The 23769-nt window shown below is 61.7% G+C and carries 33 protein-coding genes and 1 pseudogene; 11 read left to right on the top strand and 23 right to left on the bottom strand.

All coding sequences use genetic code 11. The features are described from left to right. Positions 1-90: 90 nt before the first annotated feature. From Hbl1158_RS16385 to Hbl1158_RS16300, 18 genes and pseudogenes are all read right to left on the bottom strand, one after another. On the bottom strand, positions 91-627 hold the full coding sequence (locus tag Hbl1158_RS16385; RefSeq protein WP_234299881.1) for a hypothetical protein: 537 nt from the start codon (positions 625-627) through the stop codon (positions 91-93). Further along, the gene (locus tag Hbl1158_RS16380) at positions 624-779 is read right to left on the bottom strand and encodes a hypothetical protein (protein ID WP_234299880.1); all 156 of its coding nucleotides are present in this window, start codon (positions 777-779) and stop codon (positions 624-626) included. Before Hbl1158_RS16380 ends, Hbl1158_RS16385 begins: the two co-directional genes overlap by 4 nt. Beyond that, positions 779-1465, bottom strand: a complete 687-nt coding sequence (locus Hbl1158_RS16375; protein WP_234299897.1) for a DUF6166 domain-containing protein — start codon at positions 1463-1465, stop codon at positions 779-781. Before Hbl1158_RS16375 ends, Hbl1158_RS16380 begins: the two co-directional genes overlap by 1 nt. Before the next feature lie 157 nt (positions 1466-1622). Then, on the bottom strand, positions 1623-1922 hold the full coding sequence (locus Hbl1158_RS16370) for a hypothetical protein (protein WP_094557574.1): 300 nt from the start codon (positions 1920-1922) through the stop codon (positions 1623-1625). Between the two features lie 53 nt (positions 1923-1975). Further along, the gene (locus Hbl1158_RS16365; protein WP_234299879.1) at positions 1976-2197 is read right to left on the bottom strand and encodes a hypothetical protein; all 222 of its coding nucleotides are present in this window, start codon (positions 2195-2197) and stop codon (positions 1976-1978) included. Positions 2198-2246: 49 nt separating this feature from the next. Further along, the gene (locus Hbl1158_RS16360; RefSeq protein WP_234299878.1) at positions 2247-2522 is read right to left on the bottom strand and encodes a hypothetical protein; all 276 of its coding nucleotides are present in this window, start codon (positions 2520-2522) and stop codon (positions 2247-2249) included. A 23-nt stretch (positions 2523-2545) separates the two neighbouring features. Next, entirely contained in the window at positions 2546-2947 is a 402-nt protein-coding gene (locus Hbl1158_RS16355) for a DUF6166 domain-containing protein (protein ID WP_234299877.1), read from the bottom strand. Positions 2948-3026: 79 nt separating this feature from the next. Then, on the bottom strand, positions 3027-3422 hold the full coding sequence (locus Hbl1158_RS16350; RefSeq protein WP_234299876.1) for a hypothetical protein: 396 nt from the start codon (positions 3420-3422) through the stop codon (positions 3027-3029). Positions 3423-3500: 78 nt separating this feature from the next. Then, on the bottom strand, positions 3501-3866 hold the full coding sequence (locus tag Hbl1158_RS16345; RefSeq protein ID WP_004594498.1) for a hypothetical protein: 366 nt from the start codon (positions 3864-3866) through the stop codon (positions 3501-3503). A gap of 3 nt (positions 3867-3869) precedes the next feature. Beyond that, positions 3870-4361: a hypothetical protein gene (locus tag Hbl1158_RS16340; RefSeq protein WP_234299896.1), complete on the bottom strand. Its 492-nt coding sequence runs from the start codon at positions 4359-4361 to the stop codon at positions 3870-3872. 360 nt (positions 4362-4721) lie between these two features. Beyond that, positions 4722-7538, bottom strand: a complete 2817-nt coding sequence (locus tag Hbl1158_RS16335) for an aconitate hydratase (protein ID WP_234299875.1) — start codon at positions 7536-7538, stop codon at positions 4722-4724. A gap of 174 nt (positions 7539-7712) precedes the next feature. Beyond that, complete coding sequence (locus Hbl1158_RS16330) at positions 7713-10118, bottom strand: cation-translocating P-type ATPase (RefSeq protein ID WP_234299874.1); 2406 nt, start codon at positions 10116-10118, stop codon at positions 7713-7715. A gap of 59 nt (positions 10119-10177) precedes the next feature. Then, positions 10178-10927, bottom strand: a complete 750-nt coding sequence (locus Hbl1158_RS16325; RefSeq protein ID WP_234299873.1) for a helix-turn-helix domain-containing protein — start codon at positions 10925-10927, stop codon at positions 10178-10180. A 61-nt stretch (positions 10928-10988) separates the two neighbouring features. After that, on the bottom strand, positions 10989-11273 hold the full coding sequence (locus Hbl1158_RS16320) for a hypothetical protein (RefSeq protein ID WP_082226590.1): 285 nt from the start codon (positions 11271-11273) through the stop codon (positions 10989-10991). Positions 11274-11310: 37 nt separating this feature from the next. Then, entirely contained in the window at positions 11311-11973 is a 663-nt protein-coding gene (locus Hbl1158_RS16315; protein ID WP_234299872.1) for a DUF6735 family protein, read from the bottom strand. Positions 11974-12042: 69 nt separating this feature from the next. After that, a pseudogene (locus Hbl1158_RS16310) lies at positions 12043-12240 on the bottom strand (hypothetical protein); the annotation flags it as partial. 51 nt (positions 12241-12291) lie between these two features. After that, complete coding sequence (locus tag Hbl1158_RS16305) at positions 12292-12885, bottom strand: DsrE/DsrF/DrsH-like family protein (RefSeq protein WP_234299871.1); 594 nt, start codon at positions 12883-12885, stop codon at positions 12292-12294. Next, a complete protein-coding gene (locus tag Hbl1158_RS16300; protein ID WP_234299870.1) occupies positions 12882-13133 on the bottom strand; it encodes a sulfurtransferase TusA family protein in 252 nt (83 codons plus the stop codon). The genes Hbl1158_RS16305 and Hbl1158_RS16300 overlap by 4 nt, the downstream gene beginning before the upstream one ends. Before the next feature lie 222 nt (positions 13134-13355). Here Hbl1158_RS16300 and Hbl1158_RS16295 point away from each other — a divergent pair, with 222 nt between their 5' ends. From Hbl1158_RS16295 to Hbl1158_RS16255, 9 genes are all read left to right on the top strand, one after another. Further along, entirely contained in the window at positions 13356-14528 is a 1173-nt protein-coding gene (locus Hbl1158_RS16295) for an MBL fold metallo-hydrolase (protein WP_234299869.1), read from the top strand. Continuing rightward, positions 14528-14992, top strand: a complete 465-nt coding sequence (locus Hbl1158_RS16290; RefSeq protein WP_234299868.1) for a YeeE/YedE family protein — start codon at positions 14528-14530, stop codon at positions 14990-14992. The genes Hbl1158_RS16295 and Hbl1158_RS16290 overlap by 1 nt, the downstream gene beginning before the upstream one ends. Further along, positions 14989-15462, top strand: coding sequence for a DUF6691 family protein (locus Hbl1158_RS16285; RefSeq protein ID WP_234299867.1), 474 nt, complete (start codon positions 14989-14991; stop codon positions 15460-15462). Before Hbl1158_RS16290 ends, Hbl1158_RS16285 begins: the two co-directional genes overlap by 4 nt. 58 nt (positions 15463-15520) lie before the next feature. Next, positions 15521-15937 carry a helix-turn-helix domain-containing protein gene (locus tag Hbl1158_RS16280; protein ID WP_234299866.1) on the top strand — a complete coding sequence of 139 codons (417 nt, stop codon included), beginning with the start codon at positions 15521-15523 and terminating at the stop codon, positions 15935-15937. Next, a complete protein-coding gene (locus tag Hbl1158_RS16275) occupies positions 15934-16632 on the top strand; it encodes a DUF2270 domain-containing protein (RefSeq protein ID WP_234299865.1) in 699 nt (232 codons plus the stop codon). The genes Hbl1158_RS16280 and Hbl1158_RS16275 overlap by 4 nt, the downstream gene beginning before the upstream one ends. Before the next feature lie 179 nt (positions 16633-16811). Continuing rightward, positions 16812-17045 carry a DUF2892 domain-containing protein gene (locus tag Hbl1158_RS16270; RefSeq protein ID WP_234299864.1) on the top strand — a complete coding sequence of 78 codons (234 nt, stop codon included), beginning with the start codon at positions 16812-16814 and terminating at the stop codon, positions 17043-17045. 5 nt (positions 17046-17050) lie between these two features. Beyond that, complete coding sequence (locus Hbl1158_RS16265; RefSeq protein WP_234299863.1) at positions 17051-17524, top strand: hypothetical protein; 474 nt, start codon at positions 17051-17053, stop codon at positions 17522-17524. Positions 17525-17698: 174 nt separating this feature from the next. Continuing rightward, positions 17699-18103, top strand: a complete 405-nt coding sequence (locus Hbl1158_RS16260) for a helix-turn-helix domain-containing protein (RefSeq protein WP_234299862.1) — start codon at positions 17699-17701, stop codon at positions 18101-18103. A 63-nt stretch (positions 18104-18166) separates the two neighbouring features. Continuing rightward, positions 18167-18799 (top strand): class I SAM-dependent methyltransferase, encoded by a 633-nt coding sequence (locus tag Hbl1158_RS16255; protein ID WP_234299861.1) that lies wholly within the window; start codon positions 18167-18169, stop codon positions 18797-18799. 4 nt (positions 18800-18803) lie between these two features. Here the strand turns inward: Hbl1158_RS16255 and Hbl1158_RS16250 are convergent, their stop codons facing one another. The 4 genes from Hbl1158_RS16250 to Hbl1158_RS16235 all read right to left on the bottom strand — a co-directional run bounded on the left by Hbl1158_RS16250 (position 18804) and on the right by Hbl1158_RS16235 (position 21438). Then, positions 18804-19364: a class I SAM-dependent methyltransferase gene (locus Hbl1158_RS16250; RefSeq protein WP_234299860.1), complete on the bottom strand. Its 561-nt coding sequence runs from the start codon at positions 19362-19364 to the stop codon at positions 18804-18806. Continuing rightward, on the bottom strand, positions 19364-19804 hold the full coding sequence (locus Hbl1158_RS16245) for a DUF302 domain-containing protein (RefSeq protein ID WP_234299859.1): 441 nt from the start codon (positions 19802-19804) through the stop codon (positions 19364-19366). The genes Hbl1158_RS16250 and Hbl1158_RS16245 overlap by 1 nt, the downstream gene beginning before the upstream one ends. Positions 19805-20230: 426 nt before the next feature. Then, positions 20231-20419 carry a hypothetical protein gene (locus tag Hbl1158_RS16240; RefSeq protein WP_234299895.1) on the bottom strand — a complete coding sequence of 63 codons (189 nt, stop codon included), beginning with the start codon at positions 20417-20419 and terminating at the stop codon, positions 20231-20233. A 137-nt stretch (positions 20420-20556) separates the two neighbouring features. Next, positions 20557-21438 (bottom strand): hypothetical protein, encoded by an 882-nt coding sequence (locus Hbl1158_RS16235; RefSeq protein ID WP_234299894.1) that lies wholly within the window; start codon positions 21436-21438, stop codon positions 20557-20559. A 136-nt stretch (positions 21439-21574) separates the two neighbouring features. On the opposite strand from Hbl1158_RS16235, the gene Hbl1158_RS16230 reads away from it, so the two are divergent. Beyond that, positions 21575-22126 carry a hypothetical protein gene (locus Hbl1158_RS16230; RefSeq protein ID WP_234299893.1) on the top strand — a complete coding sequence of 184 codons (552 nt, stop codon included), beginning with the start codon at positions 21575-21577 and terminating at the stop codon, positions 22124-22126. A gap of 17 nt (positions 22127-22143) precedes the next feature. Then, positions 22144-22632, top strand: a complete 489-nt coding sequence (locus Hbl1158_RS17280; RefSeq protein WP_321169959.1) for a hypothetical protein — start codon at positions 22144-22146, stop codon at positions 22630-22632. Here the strand turns inward: Hbl1158_RS17280 and Hbl1158_RS16220 are convergent. Next, positions 22629-23555, bottom strand: coding sequence for a transcription initiation factor IIB family protein (locus tag Hbl1158_RS16220; RefSeq protein ID WP_234299892.1), 927 nt, complete (start codon positions 23553-23555; stop codon positions 22629-22631). The genes Hbl1158_RS17280 and Hbl1158_RS16220 overlap by 4 nt on opposite strands. Between the last annotated feature and the right edge of the window lie 214 nt (positions 23556-23769).

Here is a 23769-nt window from a genome sequence, read left to right as displayed (position 1 = left end):
GTCCGCTATTAACCAACATTAAATCCCAGAACTCGCACTTTGTTGGTTAATTATCTGGACGGCTTCGGTACCTGCCCAGGATTTTCCAACTCACTCGTCGGGCTGACGCCGCCGGCGTACCTGCTCTGGATTCGGCACCCAGGGATGAACATCCCAGCAATGGAGGGCGTGCTCTCGTGCCGTATCGAACAGCGTCTCACACGATCCACATTCGTAGGCTGTCTCGGGCCAGCGTTCCGTGACGAACATCGCCGTCACCGTTGATCTGATTGGGTCTGGTGCAACCGACCGCCGGACGTAGTCGTACCCGATCACCGTCCGTCGACGAAGCGCCGACTGCACCAGCCGTTCGGGCCTGTCTGCTGGGAGATACACCCAGCGGACGAACGCCTGTTCAGAGTCTTTCGCCGACGGTTGGAGGATGAACCACCGATCGTGGTCGTCGCGGAAGAGATACCGCTCTCTTCCCCGATTTTGGAGATAGAGCGGAGTGCCGCGACCGGGAATCACTCGCAGACCGATGGACGGAGAGATCGGGGTGAGGAGTCGCTCTTCCAGCGTGAGCGAGCGGGACTTACCAGCTGAATTCTCGGTCTCGAAGTCGTCAAGCGTCGCTTCGCCAGTCATGATTCGCCGGGATTCGTCTCGTCTGTGTCTTTCCCAGCTGTGCTCTCGTGCCGGTCGTTGTATCGCTCGAGTTCTCGGCCGATGCACTCCAGCGCCGTGACGGTGCGTTCGATGAGCTGATACGTGGCCCGCGAGAGTCGGATGTTCTCCATCAGATCTCCTCCTCTGGCTCGACGAGGTCGTTACTCTCAGCGACGAGTTCCTGAACGGCTAAAGCAGGATCGTTCTCGACCGGAAGTGTTCGATGGTCAAGCGGGGCGGGATACGCCCGGTCGCCCTGCGCGCAAAGTATGATCAACCACTCTTCGCTCCCTTCGGCGAGGACGACGTAGTGGTCGATATCCCGACGTTGGAAGACTGTCCGATCTGTCCGACTCACCGCACTCCAATTCGCCGGCAGTGACGATGACGGCGTCCCACCATCTGGCGTGAGTGCTCGGTACTCTTCGAATACGGCGAGTGCCGCCTCGATATCCTCCCCGGTGAGGTGCCAGCAGTCGGCCGGGCCATCACACACCAGCTGACTGACCACGTCGTTGCGGAACTGGATGTAGTGTTGCTGGGCGACGGTTTCGTTGTCGGTGTAATCGAGGAGGAGCGCACAGGCGAGCTGTGCCGGTCCGCTTCCCGTATACCCCCAGTCGAATCCCGCCGGGCTATGCCGCACGAGATCGAGACTTCGATTTGGGGAGAGGCGTTCGTGTGCGGTGAGGTTCAGGACCACTGGCGTTCCCTCGACACGCATTCCGACGTACTCAACGCAGTCTGCACTCGCCTGCCATCGCTCACTCACATCCTGTACGACTGCTCGTGGGTCGGTAGTCGAATTCATCTCCATCGGTTGCATGCGGGCGTTCGGATTCCCCGCGCCCCTGCTGGGGGTCGAAAAACCACCACCGGCTATTAGCCCCTCAGCCTCGCTTCAAAGTTAGAATTCAGACTATTATAGTTCAGACTATAACAATTCATCAGACAACCAATCGATAGAGGCAAGTCTATTCTTCGAAGAGACAGCGAGCGGCTGCATCGTCGCCAGTGAGGGTCTGCTGATCCTCGTCCGTATCAGCGAAGAGTGTTGACTGATCTCCCTCGGATGTTTGCTCAACTTCGGGTCGGTCGTCGACGCCGAACTCACACGCCTCGGGCTGATCAAGACGCGAATCCCGGTCACGATGATCCACGTCAGCGCCGAAGTCCTCAAGCGAGGTCTCGACGCTTGTTTCGGTTACTTCGAGTTGGCCATCGTCACCGAATGCGGTCTGTCGTTGAATCTCGATCTCTGGTCGATCGCTCATCTGGATTGAGCCTCCACCCACCGAGGCTCCGACAGACACCTCCGGGCGTTGGGTCAATCGTCTTGTGCGCGGATTTCGCTGGCCCGCTGTTCAAGCCGGCGGAGGATTTGGACCCGTTGCTGATTCGCGTTCTCGTAGGCGACGCAGGCTCGCAGCGTCTCCATATCGTTGATCGTCACGATACCAGCGTTGATGAGTCGCGTATTCGCGGGCTCGAGCCGTTGTTCTGGCGAAAGCTCGCTTGCGTCTGTTGTTTGATCGTCTGGATTGCTCACTGATAATCGCCTCCGCCACTGCTGAGGCGACAAAAAACAGCCCTCGTCGTCACCCGTCTTCTTCGGGTTGGATTTGGCGAGCGTCCTCTGCGAGATCGTGGATGTATTCTCTGAGGGTTTCCATGTCCTCGCGAGCGTCTTCGAGGGTCTTGCCTTTCGCTTTCGCGATTACCTCGTCCTGATCCCTGGTACCGGTTCCACGCTTGAGCTTTACGGTGAGGGAGACGCCGACATCACTGCGTTCGACGTAATCCGTTCGTGTCGTCTGTTCGCTCGATTCAGCCGATTCGCCATCCGCACGAGATGGTTGGGTATGTTCTGACATGGATTTCTTTCGGTGATTGGTATTTAGATGGACGGTGCGGCCGGCTCGCCTGTTGTTTCGTGAAGGACTGCGTCGATCTCGGGCTCGGTGAGTCGCCAGCTTCCAGCAGACCCAGCACAGTCCAGCTGGCTCACGACCTCGGTTTTGAACGCCTGGTAGTGGTCGAGGGCGAACGCCTCGTCTCCCGTGTAGTCGAGGAGGAGTGCGAGCGCGAGTTGCGCCGGACCACTACCACCATATCCCCATTCGAATCCCGAGGGACTGTGATTCACCAGCGCGAGACTCCGCTCTGGTGTGAGCCGTTCTTGGCCGGGACGTTTCTCAACGATAGCCTGTCCGCTCTGCCGATACCCGACGTAGGCGATGCCGCAGTCGCTCGCTGGGTGTGTCTGTTCAATCGAGTGTGTGTCGCTAGGTCTACTCATCGGTCTTATTGGGAGCTACTCGTTTGAGCACCCCCGCACCCCTCAGGGGGCGAAAAACAGCCACAGGAACTGCTTTCCCCTACGCGAGATGGGAGATACCGGCTGGTTCGTCGACATCGTCGAACTCGCCTTGTTCGACCGGCTGCCAGTCATCGCCGGGTGCTGGACTCCACCAGTCGACCTCGTAGGCACCCGGTGCGCCGAGGATCTTCACCCGTGCCGACCCATCGGGTAGGTCGCGACGGAGCTTCTCGTCGACGTGGAGGTTCCACGTTGAGTGGGTGTCGAAGCAGGCGAGGACGGCCTCCTCGTATCCACGTGTCTCTCGGGATTCTTGGAGTTCGACCTGTGTGTTGCAGTTCTTGCAGAACACACCTTCGAAGGGAATGTGACTGAATACCTCGTGTCCGCAGACGGGACACCAGAGGCACTCGAACAGTGCTTCGCTGTGGCGGTCGATGACTTCCAGACTCATCTGTGGATCTGGCCCGATTGAGACGGGCCACCCATTCTGGCCCAAAAATAAACACCATCGCAGATACGTTCCAATCAATCAGCGCTCGGCGCCGTACACGATTCTCGAGGATGCTTCGTACCCACAGCTCCGACACTCGAACCAACGCTGAACCTTCGCGCCGTCAGCCGTTTTTCCGCCGATTGCCACATCGCTGTTCGGACACTCGGGACAACTCAGTTCGGGCGCTGGCCGTTCCCGGAGCTCGTTACGGAACGATTTCGCGTCTTTCGTCTCGTACCCCCGCGACCACACTGGGTAGCCGTCGACGAGGATTACGCCACGCCACTTGTAGCGGTACGAGTCCGGTGCTCGGTGTAAGACTGCCCGAGCTCCGGTCTCGGTGTTCCGGTATGCGAGTGTGGGCGACCGACTCTCGCGCTTCCAATTTGTGATCCGGGACATCTGTTAGAAGTGGACGTCGGCGGGCACGATCCAGAGTTCCTCGCTCTCCTCCAGCACTCGATCCAGCTGCTCACGGTGACGGATCCCGTTCGCATATTCGTTGTACAGGAAGATCGTTGGCCCGTCGTAGGCGCCGACCTGGTGGAAGGCGTGCCGAGCGAGATCTTCGTCGCGCATGATCTCCTCATCGGAAAGTTCGTCAAGTGCCTCCCTCACCCGTTCGAGATTGCGCTCGAACTCCTCTTTCGTCGCCTCCCAGCCACGCTCAAGCAGGTCTTGGCCGGCATCGGAGTCGACGGGGGCTGCAGTCGGCAACTCACCCCATCGCGCCTTCCCCGCAACGGACGTGTCTTCCTTATCAAAAGTCACGTGGTAGTCGAAGACTGCGCCGGCGTGTGGGTCCGCGCCGACCAGGCGGTCGAACACCGACTTTCCGCTGGCCAGTGCGTCGTCGTGGGTCGATTCTTCTACCAGGCTGTAAATGACCATGTGCATCTCGAACACCTCGAAGCGCCGACGCATCGGGAGTGATTGCTCGCTCGCTCCTGCTGCGCCGGCACCCATCGCCGGTGCAATAACAAACACGGCTCTCATGAGAACTCATAACTGATGATTGGCATCTGAGGCTGTGTGAATGGCTGAACGTAGTATGAGTGGCTTGAGCTATATTGGGTGTGTGATTGATTAGAACAGAAGGGAACTTTTACGGCTGAATGTGTTTGGAATGAAATGAGGATCGCAACCAAATCGGACTTCTCCTCAACACAGTACTGCTGTTTTCGATTCTAAGTAGTTCCAAATACAAAACCAGATACCTGAAAGCAGTCGATCCTACGCGATTTCACCCGGAACGCGTCACGAGTCGGTCAGAAGTTGCCGAAGCACGTAGTGCAGGATACCGCCGTGTTCAACATATCGCACACCGGCGGGCGTCCCGACCTGGGCCGTCACCGGGAATTCAACAGATGACCCGTCTGGCCGCTCCGCAGTCACGGTCAACTCGGCCATCGGTTCTAGCCCGTCGTCTAACCCGTAGATGGTGAAGACTTCCGACCCGTCAAGTCCGAGCGCCTCCCACGAATCGCCGTCTTGGAACTGCAACGGCAGCACGCCCATCCCAACAAGGTTGTCCCGATAGATGCGCTCGTAGCTCTCAGCGATGGTCGCACGCACACCGAGGAGGTCGGTCCCCTTCGCCGCCCAGTCACGACTCGAGCCGGTTCCGAACTCTTCGCCCGCCATCACGACGAGGGGCGTCCCCTCCTCGTGGTAGCGCTGGCTGGCCTCGAACACGGTCGTCTGCTCGTCCGTCGGCTGGTGAATCGTGTAGCCGCCTTCGACGTCGTCGAGCATCTGGTTCTCGATGCGGACGTTGGCGAACGTCCCCCGCATCATCACCTCGTGGTTGCCCCGGCGGGCACCGTACGTGTTGAACTCGTGAGGCTCGACACCGTGGTCCATCAGCCACTGCCCGGCGGGGAGGTCCGAGCCGAACGGTCCTGCGGGGCTGATGTGGTCGGTCGTCACCGTATCACCCAGTGTCAACAGACACCGTGCATCCTCTACGTTGGAGACGCCGGGTTTCTCCAACGGGAAGTCTTTGAAGAACGGCGGTTCCCGGATGTACGTTGAGTCCTCGTCCCACTCATAGACCTCGCCAGTCGGCGCATCTAGTGCCTCCCATCGTTCGTCGCCCTCGAACACGGAGGCGTACTTCTCCTCGAACATCGACGGGTCGACGAAGTCGTGGACGGCTTCGTGGATCTCGTCGCTGTCCGGCCAGAGGTCCGACAGATAGACCGGGTTGCCGTCCTCGTCGTACCCCAGCGGGTCGTGCTCCAGATCGATGTCCATCCGACCGGCCAGCCCGTATGCCACCACCAGCGGTGGGCTGGCGAGGTAGTTCGCGCGCACTTTTGGATGGATGCGTGCCTCGAAGTTCCGATTCCCGGAGAGTACGCTCGTCGTCCAGAGGTCGTGTTCGTCGATCGCGGTCTCAATCGGTTCGGGGAGTGGCCCTGCGTTTCCGATGCAGGTCGTACAGCCGTAGCCCACGACGTTGTAACCCAGGTCTTCGAGGTACGGCAAGAGTCCCGATGCTTCGAGGTACTGGGTGACGACGCGGCTGCCGGGTGCGAGGCTGGTCTTGACGTAGTCCGGGACGTCGAGGCCGCGCTCGACGGCGTTCTTCGCCAGGAGCCCGGCTGCCAGCATCACGGACGGATTTGACGTGTTCGTACAGCTGGTGATGGCGCTAACGACGACGCTCCCGTGCCCGATCTCGATTTCGTTGCCGTCGAGGTTCACTGTAGCGCGCTTCGTGAGGGGTCCCAGATTCTGTTTTTCAGTGTCGCCCGCTTGTTGAACGCCGCCGTCAGTTCGTTCGGCGTCGGTTGGTTCTCCGGTCAACTCGGCCTGGGTGTTGCCGCCCTCTCCGAGCCACCGGGCCAGCGCCTCCTCATCGATTTCATCGAGGGCTTCTTCGAACTCGCCGTGGAGTAACTCCCGGAAGTGGCCCCGCATGTCACCCATCTCGACGCGGGACTGGGGCTTCTTGGGGCCGGCGAGGCTTGGAGTGACTGTCGAGAGGTCCAGTTCGACTGTCTCGGTGTATTCGGGATTCTGCTCGCCGAACAACCCCTGGGCGTCCAGGTAGTTCCGGACGAGTTCGATGTGTTTCTCGTCGCGGCCCGTCAGTTCGAGGTAGTCGAGGGTGGCCTCGTCGACGGGGAACATGCTGATGGTCGAGCCCTGCTCGGGGGCCATATTGGCGATGGTCGCCCGGTCAGGGACGGTCAGCGTCTCCACGGCGGGGCCGTAGAACTCGACGAATCGGTCGACGACGCCGACGTCCCGGAGCAGTTCGGTGACGTGCAGTACGAGGTCGGTCGCTGTCGCACCCTCGGGGAGTTCACCCGTAAGTTTGACGCCGACGACTTCGGGGAGGTTCATCGTGATGGGCTGGCCGAGCATCGCGGCTTCGGCCTCGATGCCACCGACGCCCCAGCCGACGACGCCGATGCCGCCGATCATCGGCGTGTGACTGTCCGTGCCGACGAGCGTGTCCGGAAGCAGCCAGTTCTCGCCGTTCTGCTCGCGTTCGTGGACGACCTGCCCGAGATACTCTAGGTTCACCTGGTGAACAATTCCCGTTCCAGGTGGGACGACGCTGAAGTCGTCGAAGGCGTTTTGCGCCCACTTCAGTGCCCGGTACCGTTCGCTGTTGCGCTCGTACTCCAGTTCGACGTTCTTCTCGTAGGCGTCCTCGCTACCGAAGTAGTCCACTTGGACGCTGTGGTCGATCACGAGGTCGATGGGCACCTCGGGTTCGACGAGAGTTGGGTCGCGGTCCTTGCGGTCGACGGCCGACCGGAGCGCCGCGAGGTCTACGACGGCAGGGACGCCTGTGAGGTCCTGGAGGATGACCCGGGACGGCTGGAACGGAATGTCGGCGTCGGAAACGTCCGGTTGCCAGCCAGCGAGGTCACGGATGTCGTCCTCGGTAATGTCCTCCCCATCGGCGTTTCGGAGGACGGATTCGAGCATGACACGGATGCTAACCGGGAGTTTATCAAGTTCACAGAGGCCTTCCTCTTCGAGGACGGTGAGGTCGGCCATCTTGTAGGTCGTTCCATCGGCTTCGAACTCGCGGATCGCATTGAAGGGGTTCATTATTGTGGAATACTTCAAACGGAGTAACGGTTATTCTTGTCCCCGTTCTCGGGAGACGGGATTCGAGCAGTTGGACCTGCCCGAAGGGGTTCAGAGAGCTCGTTGCTCTCGCGTTCGACGAGTGGTACAGTTCTGCATAAGGTGGCACTGCCTTCCTCGCTAGTGTTCATGGGTTCAGGCACCCGTTTCTTGGCCAGTCTTACTGTCCATGCGTTCAGGCGCGATTCGTGACAACCGCATCGCGTTCCCGGTGACGCCGAGGCTCATCCCCATGTCGCCGACGATGACCGCGACCGCGACGCTCACCAGTCCCAGCGGGACGCCGAGTGCAAGCAGGGCCTTCACGCCGAGGCTCGACCAGATGTTCTGGCGGATCACGCCGTTCGCCGTGTGCGACAGCCCGTAGAGATACGGCAGCTTGCTGATGTCGTCGCCCATCAGCGCGATGTCGGCGGTCTCGATTGCGGTGTCCGTTCCGGCCGCGCCCATCGCGATGCCGACCTCAGCGGTCGCCAGCGCGGGCGCGTCGTTGATGCCGTCGCCGACCATCGCCACGTCGCCGTACTCCGCCTGTAACGCCTCCACGGCATCGACCTTCTCGTCGGGCAATAGTTCTGCGCGATACTCGTCGACGCCGACCTGTTCGGCGATCGCACGGGCCGTCCCCTCGTTGTCGCCGGTCAGCATCACGACGTGCGCGACGCCGAGTTCGTGCAGCCGTGCGACCGCCCGTTCGGCGGCCGGCCGCACCTCGTCGGCAATGGCGATAATGCCGATCAATTCGGTATCCGTGCCGACGAGGACGACCGTCTTCCCCTCATTCTCGAACCGCGAGATCGCGCCGTCCTCGAGGTCGGCACAGTCCTCGCGTTCGCACTGCTCGTGGGCCACTTCGGCGACTGCGCCGCCGTCGGCACGGAGGTGGGCGTGCGACAGGTCGAAACCCAACTCCTCGAAGAGGGCGGGCTTGCCTGCATAGTACGTCTCGCCGTCGATGTCTGCGCTGATCCCCTTTCCGGTGATGCTCTCGAATTTCTCGATACTCGGCACGTCATCGCCGGCATCCTTTTCGGCGCGTTCGAGTATCGCCTCGGCGATTGGGTGTTCGCTTCGCTGCTCGAGTGCAGCCGCGTGCTGGAGTACCGTCTCGTCGTTCGTACCGCCAAGCGCTACGACGTCCGTGACCGCGAGTTCGCCCTTGGTGAGGGTACCAGTCTTGTCGAGGGCGATGGCGTCCACCTCGCCCATCGCTTCGAGGTGGTTGCCGCCTTTGATGAGGACACCGTTCTTCGCGGCACTGGTGATCCCCGACACCACGGAGACTGGGGTCGAGATGACAAACGCACACGGGCAGGCGATCACCAGCAGAGTAAGCCCCCGAATGAACCACGCCTGCCAGTCGCCCGCGAAGGTGAACCCGTAACCGGCTAGGTCCACCGACACCGGATCAGCGATAACCAGCGGCGGGATAGCGGCGGTCAGGATTGCCAGCACGACGACGAGGGGTGTGTAGTAGCCGGCGAACTGGTCGACGAACTGCTCGGACTCGGTCTTCTTCGCCTGTGCGCCCTGCACCATCTCGATGATCTGCGAGAGCGTCGACTCCGAGGCGGCCGAAGTGGCCTCGAACTCGAGGTATCCTTCCTCGTTGATGCTGCCCGCGTACACTTCGTCGCCGGCAGCCTTGTCGACGGGGACGCTCTCGCCCGTGATCGGCGACTGGTCGACTGCACTCTCGCCGTCGATGACCGTCCCGTCGAGCGGAATCTTGTCACCGGGGCGAACAACCACGGTCTCGCCCACCTCCACCTCCTCGGCGGGCACCGTGACTTCCTCACCATCGCGAAGGACGGTCGCCTCGTCGGGCGAGAGTTCCATCAGCTCGCGCAGGGAGTCCCGTGCCCTGTCCATCGCATAGTCCTCGAGCAGCTCGGCGATGCTGAATAGGACGGCCAGCGTCGCCGCCTCGACGAAGTAGCCGATACCGGTCGCGGCGATGATGGCCGTCCCCATTAGCAGGTCGATGTCCAGACTCCGGTTCTTCGCGGAGTAGTACCCGCTACGGACGACCGGGATGCCACTGGCCGCGACGGCGCCGAGGAACAGGACATCCGCGATGTGGAGCGGGTACTCGAGGACACTTGCGATGGCGATGTTCTGTCCTGCGAGGAAGAACTCGAAGAGGAGCCCGACGGTGAGGAACGCCGCGCCGAGCCACGTCTTCTTCGCGCGAGGACTCGTCCAGACCTCCGATGGTGGTGCGATGTCGACGCCATCGGCCGCCTGGTTGTCCTCATCATCGCCCTCGGCGTCCGAGCCCCCGACGACCTCGTAGCCGGCGCCTTCAATCGCCTTGACGACGTCGGCTTCGCTAGTCCGATCAGGGTCGTACGTGACGTTGGCTGTGCCGGTGGTCGGCTGGAGCGTGGCGTCAGTAATGCCGTCGACACGCTGGAGGCTCTTGTCCACCTTTTGGGCGCAAGAGGGACAGTCCATCTCGGGGACGACGAGGCGAGCGGTCAGCTCCCGCCGCTGCCCGCCGCCGCTCGTCTCCCCCGCTGTGTCCGGATTCTCTGTCATCACCTCACGGTAGGTGCGTCAGATCGATAAGCCTTTGTTGGAGTATTCCAAATCAAGGGTCAGCGTGTTGCTGGGGGCTCTTCGGGCAATCGTTCCCCGGCGACGTGCTGCTTCGCCAAGTGTTCCTCCGCCCGGCGGAGCCGGTAGGTGAGCGTCGACCGCGGCACGTTGAGATGCTCGGCCAGTTCGCCGACGTCGACCTCACGTGGGGACTCGTAGTATCCGTGTTCGACGGCTGCCTGAAGCGCGGCCTCTTGCTTCGGAGACATGTCACTTTGCGTCTCGTCGACTCCTTCCCCCGACGCCGTTGTGTCCGCGGTTCGGAGCATCTCCATCTGGGCGCAGTCCCCGACGGCGATTTTGAGGGCGTCGAAGAACGCGGACACGTCGCCCTCTCCGGAGTGGATGAGTCGCCACGTGTAGTGGTGGCCCTCGTGACGAGTCTCAAACAGCACGCCGTCGCCGAGGTGGTCGCGGGCGATGTGGGGGACGGACGCGCAGGAAGGGGTTCGCTCCCAGTCGGAGTAGAGGACGAGCGTGTCGTCCATGCGGTCGAGAACGCGGGTGGTCTGGGTGGCATTGCAGTCCTCGGTAGCCAAACAGTCGGCGTAGTAGTCGCTGGTGCGAAACGCGTCCTCGATGGCGTCAAGGGCATCCGGGCTGCCGGTAGCGTGGTCAACCCGCCAGAGACGCTCGGCAGTGGCGTGCAGCGAGAGCGACCGGACACGGGCGTCAGGGTGGTCGGCGAGGGCGTCCGCCACCCTGTTGCAGCCGGGCTCGTATTCGAGAGCGAAGACGAGTTCGCGCATACCCCGACTAAGGCCTGCTACGACATAACCCATGGCCCGGGGTGATGTCTACTGGCGGGTATCAGATCACGTCGTCCGGGTCGTGGACCTCCTGCATTCGCTGCGCTTCGGCCGCGTATTGTTCCTGGAGGTCGGGGTCATCGACTATGCCAAGATTGCCGGGTTCAGCATCGACTGCTGCTGTCGTGTCTCGGACGTCGGTGAAGGACGTGAGTGCGCGTTCCTTCCGATAGTACTGTTCTCCATCGGGTGTTGCGTAGGTGAGGATGATCAGGTTCTGCTCGTCATCGGAGTACGTCCGTTCGACAAGCCAAACACGAACGTCATCTTCAGACTGATTTGCCATACTTAGGCGTCCCCCGATATCCACTAAGGGATTGGTGTTACGGCTTGCTGAGACTCGCCTTCTCGAAGGGTGATTCCCCGGTCGGAATGAGCAGCTCCTGTCGGTCTCCGACTCGCTCGGCCAGCTTCCGTTTCAGGTACTGCCTCGCCGTCGACGGCGTGAAGACGCCCTTGTCGAGCATATCGCCGACGACGTCTTTGAGGGCCGCGAACTGTCCCTGCAGGTGGCCGTCGCCGACCGGCTCGCCGTCGTACCAGCGCACCGTCGCGAGCGCGCCGTTCCCGACTGTCTCTCCCTGTTCGACTGTCTCCGAGTCGTACTGGAGCCCAAACCACAGCGTCCGATACGCGGTCACCTCGAACGTCGTCGACACCCCGAAGAACGCCTCGTGGTGGAGATAGTCGAGATGATCCGCGACGATCTCGTCGAGGGTGAGCCCGGTGGCGCGGGGCTTCGGCTCGACGACCGTCGACGGTCGATCCTCGCCGGCCAGGTAGCCGTCGACGGCATCTGCCTCAAGGCCATCGGCTAGTTCAGCCAGCAGCTGTTTCGCCCACTTGGAGTCGGTGTCGTCGCCACCGAACGGCGATTCAGCCGAGATTCGGTGCTTGAGCTTCAGGTTCGCTGCGCCCCAATGGCTGTAGTGGAGCGTGTACTGTCCGTCTGTCCGTTCGTACGCAACGAGTGCGCGGTGACCCATTTGAACAATCACCTCGCAGGGCGCCCCACGACTGGATCGCCCCGCACCCCTTTCGGGGGACGAACAACGCTACTCGTCGATCGGGTCGGGGGAACTGAGGTCCGCGTGGAGGACTTCGCCATCTCGAACGACGTACCGCTTGGCCAGGACTGGGAAACGGCATTTGGTGAACCCCGCCGTCTGGATATCGAACTCTTCGTTGGCTTCGAGGTGGTCGGCGAGCTCTCGCAAGAACTCGTGGGTCACGAAGCCGCCCTCGTCGTTCGGGCGGCAGATCTTGCAGTGTCGAGTAACTGTTGGCTCGCTTCTCGTTCGTTCCTATACGAGCAGTTGGACATCGGCGTCGGCCATCTCCGAGAGCGCGGTCGCGGCACCGACGCCGACCGTGACGCCCTCGTGGAACGCGTTGTCGTCGTAGTCCATCAGGTCCATCGTCATCTGACAGGCTTGGAGGTCGACCCCCATCTCCAGCGACGTTTCGAGCAACTCGTCGATGGTCGCCACGTCGTTGTCGGCGATCCGTCGCTCCATCATCGTCGTCGCCAACCGGTCCATCCCGGGTAACGCCGCCACGGCGTTCGGCACCGACATATTCGGATTCCCGACCGCGGACAGCTTGAGGTCCGCCGACTGCTCTTCGTGGAGGATGTCCAGCCCCCAGAAGGTATGGAAGACGGTGACATCCCAGCCGAATGCTGCCGCGGTCGAGGCGAGGATCAGCGGCGGATAGGCCATGTCGAGGGTCCCCTTCGTCGCCACGATGACCATCGACTTCTCGTCGCCCATCTCGGTCCCGGCAGTTGCATCCATCTCGGCCTCCAACGTTTCAATACGGGCTTCCAGCTCTTCAATACGGGTCGCTGAACCGTCAGGGTGCTCGTCAGTCACCTCGGTCTCGGTGTCAGTACTCATTCGACGCGCACCCGATGCACATAGACCGTCTTGTCGGCCTGGGTCTCCTCAGACTGGCCGATCAGCTCGACGCCGGGCGTTCCGGCTGCCCAGCCGTCGATGTCGCTGACGCTCCCCGCGTCCGTCGCACGGACTTCGAGCAGCGCTCCACTGTCGAGATCGTCAACAGCTTGCTTTGTCTTCACAACGGGCATCGGACACGATTCACCGGTGACGTCCAGCGTTTCGGTCGGTGTGTCGGAATCCATTATTGCGCTCTGTCTACAATCTTGAACCGAAAGCACAAGAGTATTTCGAGTCGGCCACAATCTCTCAATTACGAATAATCGTATTTTATCCACTAATACGGCCACGAAGAAGTCATAATTCTGTGCTCGTTATTGATGCCAAAGAAAAACAGGGTTTCGAAGCTTTAGATAGTTTGCAAACCAAACGCAATCCTTTTAGACGCTGGTCAGTAAGAGGGAGGTATGAGTTCCACGGAGTTCCCGGAAACTGAGGCGGACATCGAGCCGACGAGTCCCAAATCACTCAAACGGCGCATCGACGGTGGCGACCGGGTCACCCTCCTCGATACACGCGCACAGAGCGATTTCGAAGAGTGGCACATCACCGGCGACACCGTCACGACGATCAACGTGCCGTACTTCGAGTTCCTCGACGGCATCGACGACGAGCTGGTCACCGACATCCCGGCTGATGAGCCAGTTGTGGTGACGTGTGCGAAAGGGAAGTCCAGCGAGTTCGTCGCTGGCCTGCTCGCAGACGCGGGGTACAACACCACCCACCTCGCCGACGGGATGCGCGGGTGGGCCCGGCTGTACGACCACACCGATGTCGAACTGTCGACCGGCACGCTGGTCCGTCAGTACCGCCGTCCGTCGTCCGGCTGTCTGGCCTATATGGTCGTCAACGACGGAGCTGCGGCGGTCATCGACCCGTTGCGCGCCTTCGTCGAGCGATACGAGGCCGACGCCGCCGACCTCGGGGCTGACGTCGAGTACGTCCTCGACACCCACATCCACGCCGACCACATCAGCGGCCTGCGTGAGCTGGCCGCTGCGACCGGCGCGACAGCCGTGCTCCCAGCTGCGGCCGCAGACCGGGGCGTGACTTACACCGCTGACGTGCGAACCGTTCGCGACGGCGATACGCTCGCTGTCGGTGAGGCGACGCTGGCCGTGTTGGCGACGCCGGGGCACACCTCGGGGATGACCACGTACCGAATCGACGAGGAACTCGCGCTGACTGGGGACACGTTGTTCATCGACAGCGTCGCCCGCCCCGACCTCGAGGAAGGAGATGCAGGCGCGCAGGCGGCTGCCGAGCAGCTCTACGAGACGCTCCACGAACGGCTGTTGACGCTGCCGGACGAAACGCTCGTCGGGCCGGCGCACTTCGGCGAGACCACTGAGCCACGCTCGGACGGTACGTACCTCGCGTCGCTCGGCAACCTGGGTGAACAGCTCGACTTACTCGGTCTCGACCAGGATGCATTCGTCGAGCGCGTCCTCGATGATATGCCGCCGCGCCCGGCCAACTACGAGGAGATCATCGCGACGAACCTCGGCCAGGCACGTGCGGACGACGATGAGGCGTTCACGATGGAACTGGGGCCGAACAACTGCGCGGCGGGGGACTGATGCTCGACGCATTGTTCCCGAACGGCTGGCTCCCGTACCTGCTTGGCGGCGTCTTCATCGGCCTCGGCACCGCCGTCATCTATCTCGCGACGGCCATCCCGGCGGGCGCAAGCACGTTCCTCGAGTCCACGCTCTCGTACGTATCCGATCAGCCGCGATTCAGTCGCTATCGGACGTCTCGCGACTGGCGCGTCGTCTTCTCGGTTGGCATCGTCATCGGCGCCGCTGCCTACGCCTTCACGCTCGGTGACGGGCCGTGGACGACTGACGTCCAGCCGTGGCGGCTCGCCTTTGGTGGCCTCCTGGTCGGCGTCGGCACCCGGATCGGGAAAGGCTGTACCTCGGGCCACGGCGTCTGTGGCGTTGGCTCCGGTTCTCGAACCTCCATCATCGGCGTCATCACCTTCCTAGCGATCGCCGTCGGCACCGCGCAACTCGTCGCAGCCCTGGGGGTGGTGCCGTGAGTCCCACGCCGGAGCACGACCAGCACCCGCTGTTCCTGCCGGTCGTCTTCGTCGGTGGGCTCGTATTTGGCGTCGGCCTCGCAGTCGGACGGATGGCCCGACCGGAGGTCGTCCTCGACTTCCTCCAGTTCGAGGACCTCGGCTTGCTGCTCGTTATGGGTGGGGCTGCGACTGTGACTGCCGTGACGATCACCCTCGCCGTGCGGTCCGGCCGTCGGGCACCGCTGACCGGGCGTCAGTACGGGCGACGCCTGAAGGCGTTCGACAGGAACGTCCTCGCCGGCGGCGCGGTGTTCGGCGTCGGCTGGGGACTCTCCGGTATCTGTCCGGGAGCCGCCTATGCGAGTCTCGGCGTCGGTAATCTGCCGATCCTGTGGGCGATCGGTGGGATGTTTACTGGCGCGTATCTGCAAGGCTGGCTCCGGACTGCGCTGACGGGCACCAGCACCACGACGGAGGTCGGGACATGATTGTAACACGGCCCGGTCTCACAACCGTCGTTGCCACCGTCCCCGGAGGTGACAGGTAGTGGTCGACTCGATGTCCGAGATGCTCCGGCGAGACCTCGAGTGTGAGTCACTGCTGGACTGCTTTCACGGCCTGAACGACCTTGACCGCCGGGTGTTCCGACTCCTCGTCAAGGCCGACGAACCCCTAACGGTGGACGAGCTCGCCGACGCAATTGACCGCGAGCGGACGACCGCGTATCGGTCCCTCCAGCGGCTGCAGGAGGCGGGGATCGTCGAAGCGGACAAGCGGAGTTTCGAGTCGGGCAGCTACTACCACGTGTTCTCGCCGGCCGACCCGCACGAGGTCGCCGACGAGATGCAGCGACTGCTCAACGACTGGTACGCGATGATGGGCCAACTCATCGCCGAGTTCCGCGAGAAGTACGACGAATTCGAGACCCATAATGAACGAACGCCGCCACCGGACCCCAAATGAGCCAACCACCAACCGACCCGGACGAGCTGGCTGGTGATGCGGCCGTCGGTCGCGGCCTCCTCGACGAGGAGATGGGGCCGTCGGGTGCGATGGCGCACCTCTACCGGGGCGAGGTCCACCGGATGAAGTTGTGGCGCGAACGGCTGGACCGAACAACGAACTGGGCGGTGTTGCTGCTCGCGGCCATCCTAACATGGGCGTTCACGACCCCCTCGAATCCCCACTACGTCCTGCTCATCGGCAACCTCGCCGTCGGGCTCTTCCTCGTCATCGAGGCGCGCCGGTACCGTGCCTACGACATGTGGCGCTCGCGGGTGCGGACGCTCCAGCGAAACGTCTTCGCCGTCGGGCTCGACCCGACCCGAGAGCCGGCCGATGACTGGCGCCGCCGGCTCGCCGCGGACTACCACCAGCCTGCGTTGAAGATTTCCGCCGAGGAGGCGATCGCTCACCGGCTGCGGCGCGTGTATCTGCCGTTACTTGCCATTCTCAACGGTGCGTGGGTGCTGCGGGTGACGGCCTTCGGCCCCGCTGAGTGGCCGGCGAGTGCAGCGGTGGGGATGCTTCCCGGGGCTATCGTTACCGGAGTGGTCGCCCTGGTGTTCGCTGGGGCGGTGTTCATCGCTGTGCGGCCCCGGACGTGGCGAGCACATGACGAACTTCGGGAAGAGGCTCTCAGAAGCCCCCACGAATAACACCTTCTCAGCCTCTACGCGGAGACATTCTGACGTAGCGTGGTGTCTGACTCGGTAGGGGCTACTATTTACAGGTGATCGAACACGACTATCCAAGCGCCCGTATTTTTGATCCACATCGCGAATATTGTATACTCTTGGCAAGGCTTTAAGATACTATGGCCCCAGAGACACCTGTAATGGAAAAGAACGTTGGTGGCCTCGACAGAAAAGTCAGGCTCGTCCTTGGACCGATTCTCGTTGCAGTTGGCGTCGCTGCGGCCGCGGGCTATCTTGATATCGGCCTGGCAGGCACTATCGGGCTGGCAGTCACAGCACTCGTCCTTGTTGCGGGGGCGATCTTCGTCGTTACCGGAACGACACAGAAGTGCCCGGCAAACCAGGTCGCCGGGATCAACACGCACGACAAGTAGCACAAATGAACAACGAGCACTCGTCCGCGTCGATATCGACGATGCGGCTCTACGGAAGCCTCATCGCGCTCGTTTCCGGGGGCTATTCAGTGTATCAGTCGACGACCGGATCAGCGATGACCAGCAGTGCGTGGATTATGCTGGGTCTCGGCGTGATCGTCGTTCTCCACGGAATCATTCTTCTGACGCCAGCAGTTGACCGCCTCGGAACAGCAAGTGGGCCGCTTATGATCGGCTACGCGATACTGATGCTGCTCAATCAGGGGCTCATGACGATGACCGGCCCTATGAGTGGCGGCATGGACTCCGGAATGGGCTCCAGTATGGACGGGGGGATGGCAGCTGAAGCAATGGGTGTCGACGGGGGGATGATTGCGATAGCCGTCCTGATGCTCGCAAGCGGCGTCATCATGACTGTCCGGCGGGATATGGTCTCGTCGGAGTCGACAGCGACCGCGAGAGAGGATCTAGTGAACTAATCTCGCATCCCGATCCGAATTTGGAGGGGCAGACCTCGCGGTCGACGGACAGGGGCTGAGATAGTGACCGGACGGCGGTTCGCGTTGTGTTTGCAGCCGCACACGTCGTGATTCACAGTCTTGTACCAACTATACAAACGTTTTTATGACTCATTCTCCTATCTGTCGGTACGTATGGCCGATTCGATGAGTGAAATGCTCCGACAGGATATGACCTGTGAGGGGCTGTTGGAGTGTTTTCACGGCACGAAGGAACTCGACAAAGAGGTGTTCGGTCTCCTCGTTGAGACGACCGAGCCGCTCACAGTCGACGACATCGCGGAGCAGATCGACCGGGAACGGTCGACGGCATATCGCTCCGTCCAGCGGCTGATGCAGGCCGGGTTCGTCCAGAAAGAGCAGATCAACTACGACCAGGGCGGTTATTGCCACGTCTACCGGCCCACTGACCCCGACCAAATCGCCGATGAGATGCAGCGACTGCTCAACGACTGGTACGCGAAGATGGGTCAGCTGATCGGCGAATTCCGCGAAAAGTACGACCAGCAGGGCGAAACCGCGGTGGCGATCGAACAGTGACACCGCCACGCAGGGTGTCCCCCTGCTCCGCGACTCGACCTCCAGTCGGGACGAGTGACTAGTATGCAGGACGGAGCTCCGGAGCATCCCCTCTTTGCGGCGATATACGATCCGGCAACGGCGTTCGCCGAACGGACGATTCTCCGGCCACATCGCGAATATCTCGTTCGTGATCTCAGCGGGACTGTGCTCGATCTCGGTGCCGGAACTGGTGCGATGTTCGACTACTTGCCGACGTCGGACGAGACGTCATTACACGCGATCGAACCGGATCCGTATATGCGTCAACAGGCGGTCTCGAAGGCGAACGCCCGTCACCTCGATATAGATATTCGCGAGGCGGGTGCCGAATCACTGCCGTACGCAGACAATCAGTTCGATACCGTCCTTGCCTCGATGGTGTTCTGTACGATTCCGGATATCGAGACAGCGTTGAGTGAAGTGTCACGGGTTCTCAGACCAGGTGGTGAATTCCGATTCTTCGAGCACGTCGCCGATGATGGCTGGCGTGGGCGCGTGCAGACAGTGCTCGCACCACTCTGGAAACGGCTAGCTGGGGGCTGTCACCTGACGCGGCAGACTGCGTCGCGATTCGCAGCTGATTCGACCTTCGATATCGTCGAGATCGACCGTCTCCATCTCGGCGTGACACCGATTCGCCCGTTCGTACGAGGAACTCTTCGGAAACGGGCGTAATCCCCTATTTGAGCTCGCCAATAAGCACGAAAGTCTCCGGCCGGACGGCAGTGTACTCGATGTAAAATCCGGCGTCTCGAAGGTGCTTCGCCGTTTCCGCACCACTGAATCGTTCATCAAGCGGAGGCCCGTGGTCTCCACTCCCCGTTGCTGCCCAGTCGGCAATGACCAACCGACCGTCGTCCGCCAGCACCCGAGTAATCTCGTCTAACGCCTCCTCCCCAGCGAACTCGTGGTAGGTCATCGTTGAGAAGGCTGCGTCGAGACTGTCAGTATCGAGCGGAAGGTCGTCGACGCCGCTCGTCACGAGTTCGACGTTGTCGGGGACGCCTTTCTCGCGATAGTAGTCGTGCATCGCTTCCTGGATGTCGACGGCGTACACGTGGTCGACAGCAGGTGCGACATCGTCGGTGTAGAATCCGGTTCCGCTGCCGAAGTCCGCTACTGTTTCGCCCCCGTCCAGTGACAGCGCCCAGAGCAACTCCTCCGCGGAGAGAAACCGGTACCGTTGTTGTGCATCTTCGAGCTTGTCGGCGCGGCCGGCGTCGAACGTATGATATCCCATTAGAGGTTTGCGAATGCCTCCTCGACGAATTCGCCGGTATCAGCGACGATGTCTGCCATCTCCTCGTTGTCAGGGGCCATTCCGACGAGGCGAGCGATGCGCATGATGGAGACATGATACACGACCTGTTTGTCGGGTTCCTCTTCCCAGATGACGACGTTGCAGGCCATAAGCGCCCCGAGTTTGTTGTCGGTTGCATCGAGGGCGCGGTCCGCGACCTCGGGATTACACGCGCCGAGCACGTAGTAGGGGTCCCGGCCCGCGTCAACCTTCTCGTTGAGCATCTCGGAGGGCGAGAACTCCACGGGAACGCCGAACCCGGCGTCGGTAAACACGTCGCGGACGTGTTCGATCGCTTCCCGATGGCCCATCTCAAGAGTGGTTCGTTTTTCACCGATGTCGTCTTGGCCAATCTGGCCCGGATCGATAGGTAGTACCATTCGTGTATTATCTTGGGACAATAAAACAAAACTCCTTCGGACACACTACCGAGAGTCCGATACATAACTTAGGACGCCATAATACCGATTTGCGTATCAATAGTATTGTGATATCTTCGCAAAATAGCCTTAGCACAAACTGCCAATCGCTGACAGACTTACTCCAAAAAATCCCTTACCAGCAGTGTGAGAACCTTCGTACCAAGAGGAAATCAGGAACCGATGCCTCACTGCATGCAAGAAAGCGTCGGGATAGGACTGATCACTCACACTTGTACTGCGTCTGAGACGGGTCTCCAAGGTCAGGAGTCGCACTGACCATCGTACACTGTAATATCGCTATGCGAAGCTCTCACAGTAGCGCCCTCACCTCCTGGTGGGGAAGACTTACTGAGGCTGAAGGTGCGACGTGGACGGCGACGCCAGTTAGGAGTCTGCGTGGGCGTCCGCCCCGGCTCCGTCGCCCGGCTGCGTGAGAAGGCTCACCTCTTCCAGGAGGTCTCTCGCGGTCTCGACTCGCTCTCGATCCGCGTCGTCCAATCGGTCGATGTCGAGTCGGTTGAGATTGCTGAGTATACGATGCATCCGGTACCCTTGTTTGAACTCTTGCTCCATCGGAAGCGCCTCACCGCTCGCCGGCGCGGAAAGACTCGCCATCGAGACTGGCGTCGGGCTTGCAGGAGCTGCGGCCTTAACCAACGGACCTCGACGGTTCTCGCAGGGTGTTGGTTAATCGACGCTCAGCACTGGGGTTACTCGAGATTGGGGCCGTAGCGAGCCGAGCCACACACCCGGCACTCCCAGATCGGTTGCCCCGTCCACGCCGCATCCGGGATCGACTCGTGGGTCTTGAACTGATGGTCGGTCGCCCGTCCACAGGTTTGACACTCGAGTTCCTGCGTCGTCGGTACCGACGACGCCTGGCGATCAGCCGCTGCTTCGCCAGTAGATTCGGTCAGCGCCATCGCTGGAACCAGCCACACCGCATCGTCGGCGTCGTCGAGGACTGCGTCGAGACGCGACGCGTCGCGGATGCCGTCCCCACGCTGGTCGTAGAGCCGCGTCGGGGCCTGTTCCTGACGTTCCGACACTTCCTGCCCGTGCCACCCAGTCCGGTTACGGGCGGCACTGAGAAGCCGCTCTCCCTCCGCTGACGACACCTGTACCGCGTCGGGGAGTGAGGGCCATTGCTCGGCCAGCTGGCGCGCCGGTGGATCGTCGAGATCGTAGATGAGCGTGTAGTCGTCGACGACTGGCTCCGCGTCGTTGGCTGTGAGGAGGTTCGCCGCGGCGCCGCCCTTCGCGACGGCGCCGTAGAACGTGGTCGACTCGACGACCAGGTGGCCGATGCCGAGGCACGTCGTCGACGCTGCCTCGTTCGTGCTGGTGGCGTCACTCCCGAGATGGTTGGTGAGACAGAACCGGCATTTCGTCTGGCCGTCTGGGACTGACGCCCCACACGACTTGCACTCGCCGTCGGTTACCGTCGGCGCATCGGGGTAGCCACCAGAGCTCGTCGCGACGCGTTGCCGCCGGGGGGCACTCTCATAGCCGTCGTCCAGCCTCGTGTCCGGAATGTGGGACGCCTCGCCAGTCGGCCGCAATTCCTCAAAGTCAGTATATCGGTTGTGCATCGGTTGGCTCATAGCTTCTGTCGGTATCGCATTTCAATGTCCGGACGCCTATGCTCACGAGATACTCTTGATTATGCGAGAGAGTACAAACATATATGAGAGTACAGCGCCAACACTGTCGCAAGAGGTGCCACACATGTCCGAATCTTCGCGAGATGGGGTCCAGTCGTGGACTGAGTCGATGAGTGCCCGCGACCGCATTCGAGCGGTCGCCGAGACGCTCCGCGAACCGCGGTCGGTCAACTGGATCAGTGAGCAGGCCGACGCTGCCTGGAGTACGACCAACGAGGAACTCCAGGATCTCGTCGACCAAGGTCAGCTGCGCCGCGTTGAGGCCGGCGAGACAACGCGCTACCAGCCGGACTACACGAGCCTGCTCTTCGAGGAGATCCGCACGCTCATCGAGGAGAACACCCGCGAGGAGCTGCGCAACGAATTGTCCGCGATCACCGAGGAGATCGAGGAGTGGCAGGCGACCTACGACGTCGAGACGTGGGAGGAGCTTGAACAGTCGCTCGCCGACGGTGACCTCGCAAGTGCCGAGCTTCGTGAGCGCCGCGACGTCATCGCGTTCTGGCGTGAGAACGAGGAGGATCGCCGCCTCATCAAGCACGCACTGGAACTCTACTCTGACGTCGAAGCCGCCCGCGAACAGATGACCGACGTGGCCGACCGCGCCACGAGCTAATCCTCCTCTCTCACAGAATGATCTTTCTTGCCGGTCGCGACCGCTATACACAGCGGACCCTCCTTCGCGACGTTCACGACCGATTGACGAACCAGCCAGGGTGTGAGGATGTCCGCTATCGCCCATCTCGACGCCGACCCCGGTACGTCATCGCGGATGTCGATCCGACGACGTTCCTGAGTGATTCCTACGACGCGGCGACCGCACGACTGGAGATTCGCTTCTGGTACCCAGCCGGCGTCGACGATGAATACTACCGCATCAACTGGGTCGAACCGGACCGGAATCTGATGCTGGGCTTCCACCAGGACGCCGATCATCCGGACCTTGGGCCCTGTCACATCCAACTCAATCACGAAGACACGCCCGTCGACCGGCATAGCGCGTCGTTTCTCGATGCGCATCCACTCGCCGTCCTCGAAGACCGACTACAGCAGTTCCCTGCGGCGGTAGAGGCGATTCACTGGGAGAACGGGACGCCCTCGTTCCCTACTTGGCCGGTCTAGACACCGAGTTCACCGAGCGTCTCGTGATGCGTCCGGATGGTCGTTGGCGTGACGTTTCCTGTCTCCGCGACGTCGCTTTGAGTCACCCAGTGCCCCTGTTCCTGCCCCGCTTTGTAGAGACAAGCCGCTGCGAACCCAGCCGGATGGACACCCGTCGTGACGCCGCGCTCCTCGGCCTGCTCCGCCAGAGTTCGGGCCCGCTGTCGGATTTCGTCCGGACACTCGAGGTCCGAAGCGAGGCGCGGCACGAACATGCTGGGGGAGACGGGCTCGGCAGGGAGGCCCAGCTCTTCGTTCAGCGTCTTGTACCCGTTCGTGACTCGTGACTCCGCGACGCGGGCCATCTCGCTGACGTCGTCCACTAACCGCGAGAGGCCGTTGCACCGGCAGGCCCCGTAGACGCTGGCCGCGGCGATGGCCTCGATGGATCTGCCACGAAGCAGATCCTCGTTCTGGGCGCTCCGGAAGAGCTGGCACGCCTGGTCACGGACCGAATCGGAGAGTTCGAGCGCACTCGCCAACCGACGCACCTCGCCCAGCCCGTGTGCGAGATTTCGTTCCGCTTTCGACCGCCAGCGACCCCGAGTCTGTTCGCGACGCATCCGCGCGAGTCGACGCCGCTTCTGCCCGGAAATCTCGTTCCCCTTCGCGTCGGTGCCGCGACCGATTTCCGTCGACAGGCCGCGATCGTGGCGGGCCGCCGTCAACGGAGCGCCCGTGCGCTCCCGTTCGTCTTCGTCGAACCCTCGCCACTCTGGCCCGTGGTCGATTCGCTGCTCGTCGATGACCAGGCCACAGTCCTCGCAGATGGTTTCGACTGCGTTGGTGGTGACCCGGCCGTCGCACTCGGGACACTGGTTCGCACTCGATTCCGTTCGGACGTCTTCGTCAAAGCCAGTTTCGTAGATGTCTCTGGTTGCCATCGTTCTCACCGTGTTCACGGAACTCGCCAGTACAGCGAGCCCCTCACCCATTGAGGGGACAACAGACTCTATCGAGTACGAATATGGATTCAGCCGAATTGTGGCCCAGACGACAGTACTTGAGTTACTACAGTGTCTTTCATCTCAATAGAGTTGGACAGTCCTCGAAGTGGGGACTAATCAGACGTACTTTTCTGTAGTAGCACTGCCAGTA

Origin of the sequence: Halobaculum sp. CBA1158, assembly GCF_021431925.1 — an archaeon.
Lineage (GTDB): Archaea > Halobacteriota > Halobacteria > Halobacteriales > Haloferacaceae > Halobaculum.
The sequence above is the reverse complement of the archived record's forward strand: the minus strand, read 5'-3'. Positions and strand labels throughout refer to the sequence as shown.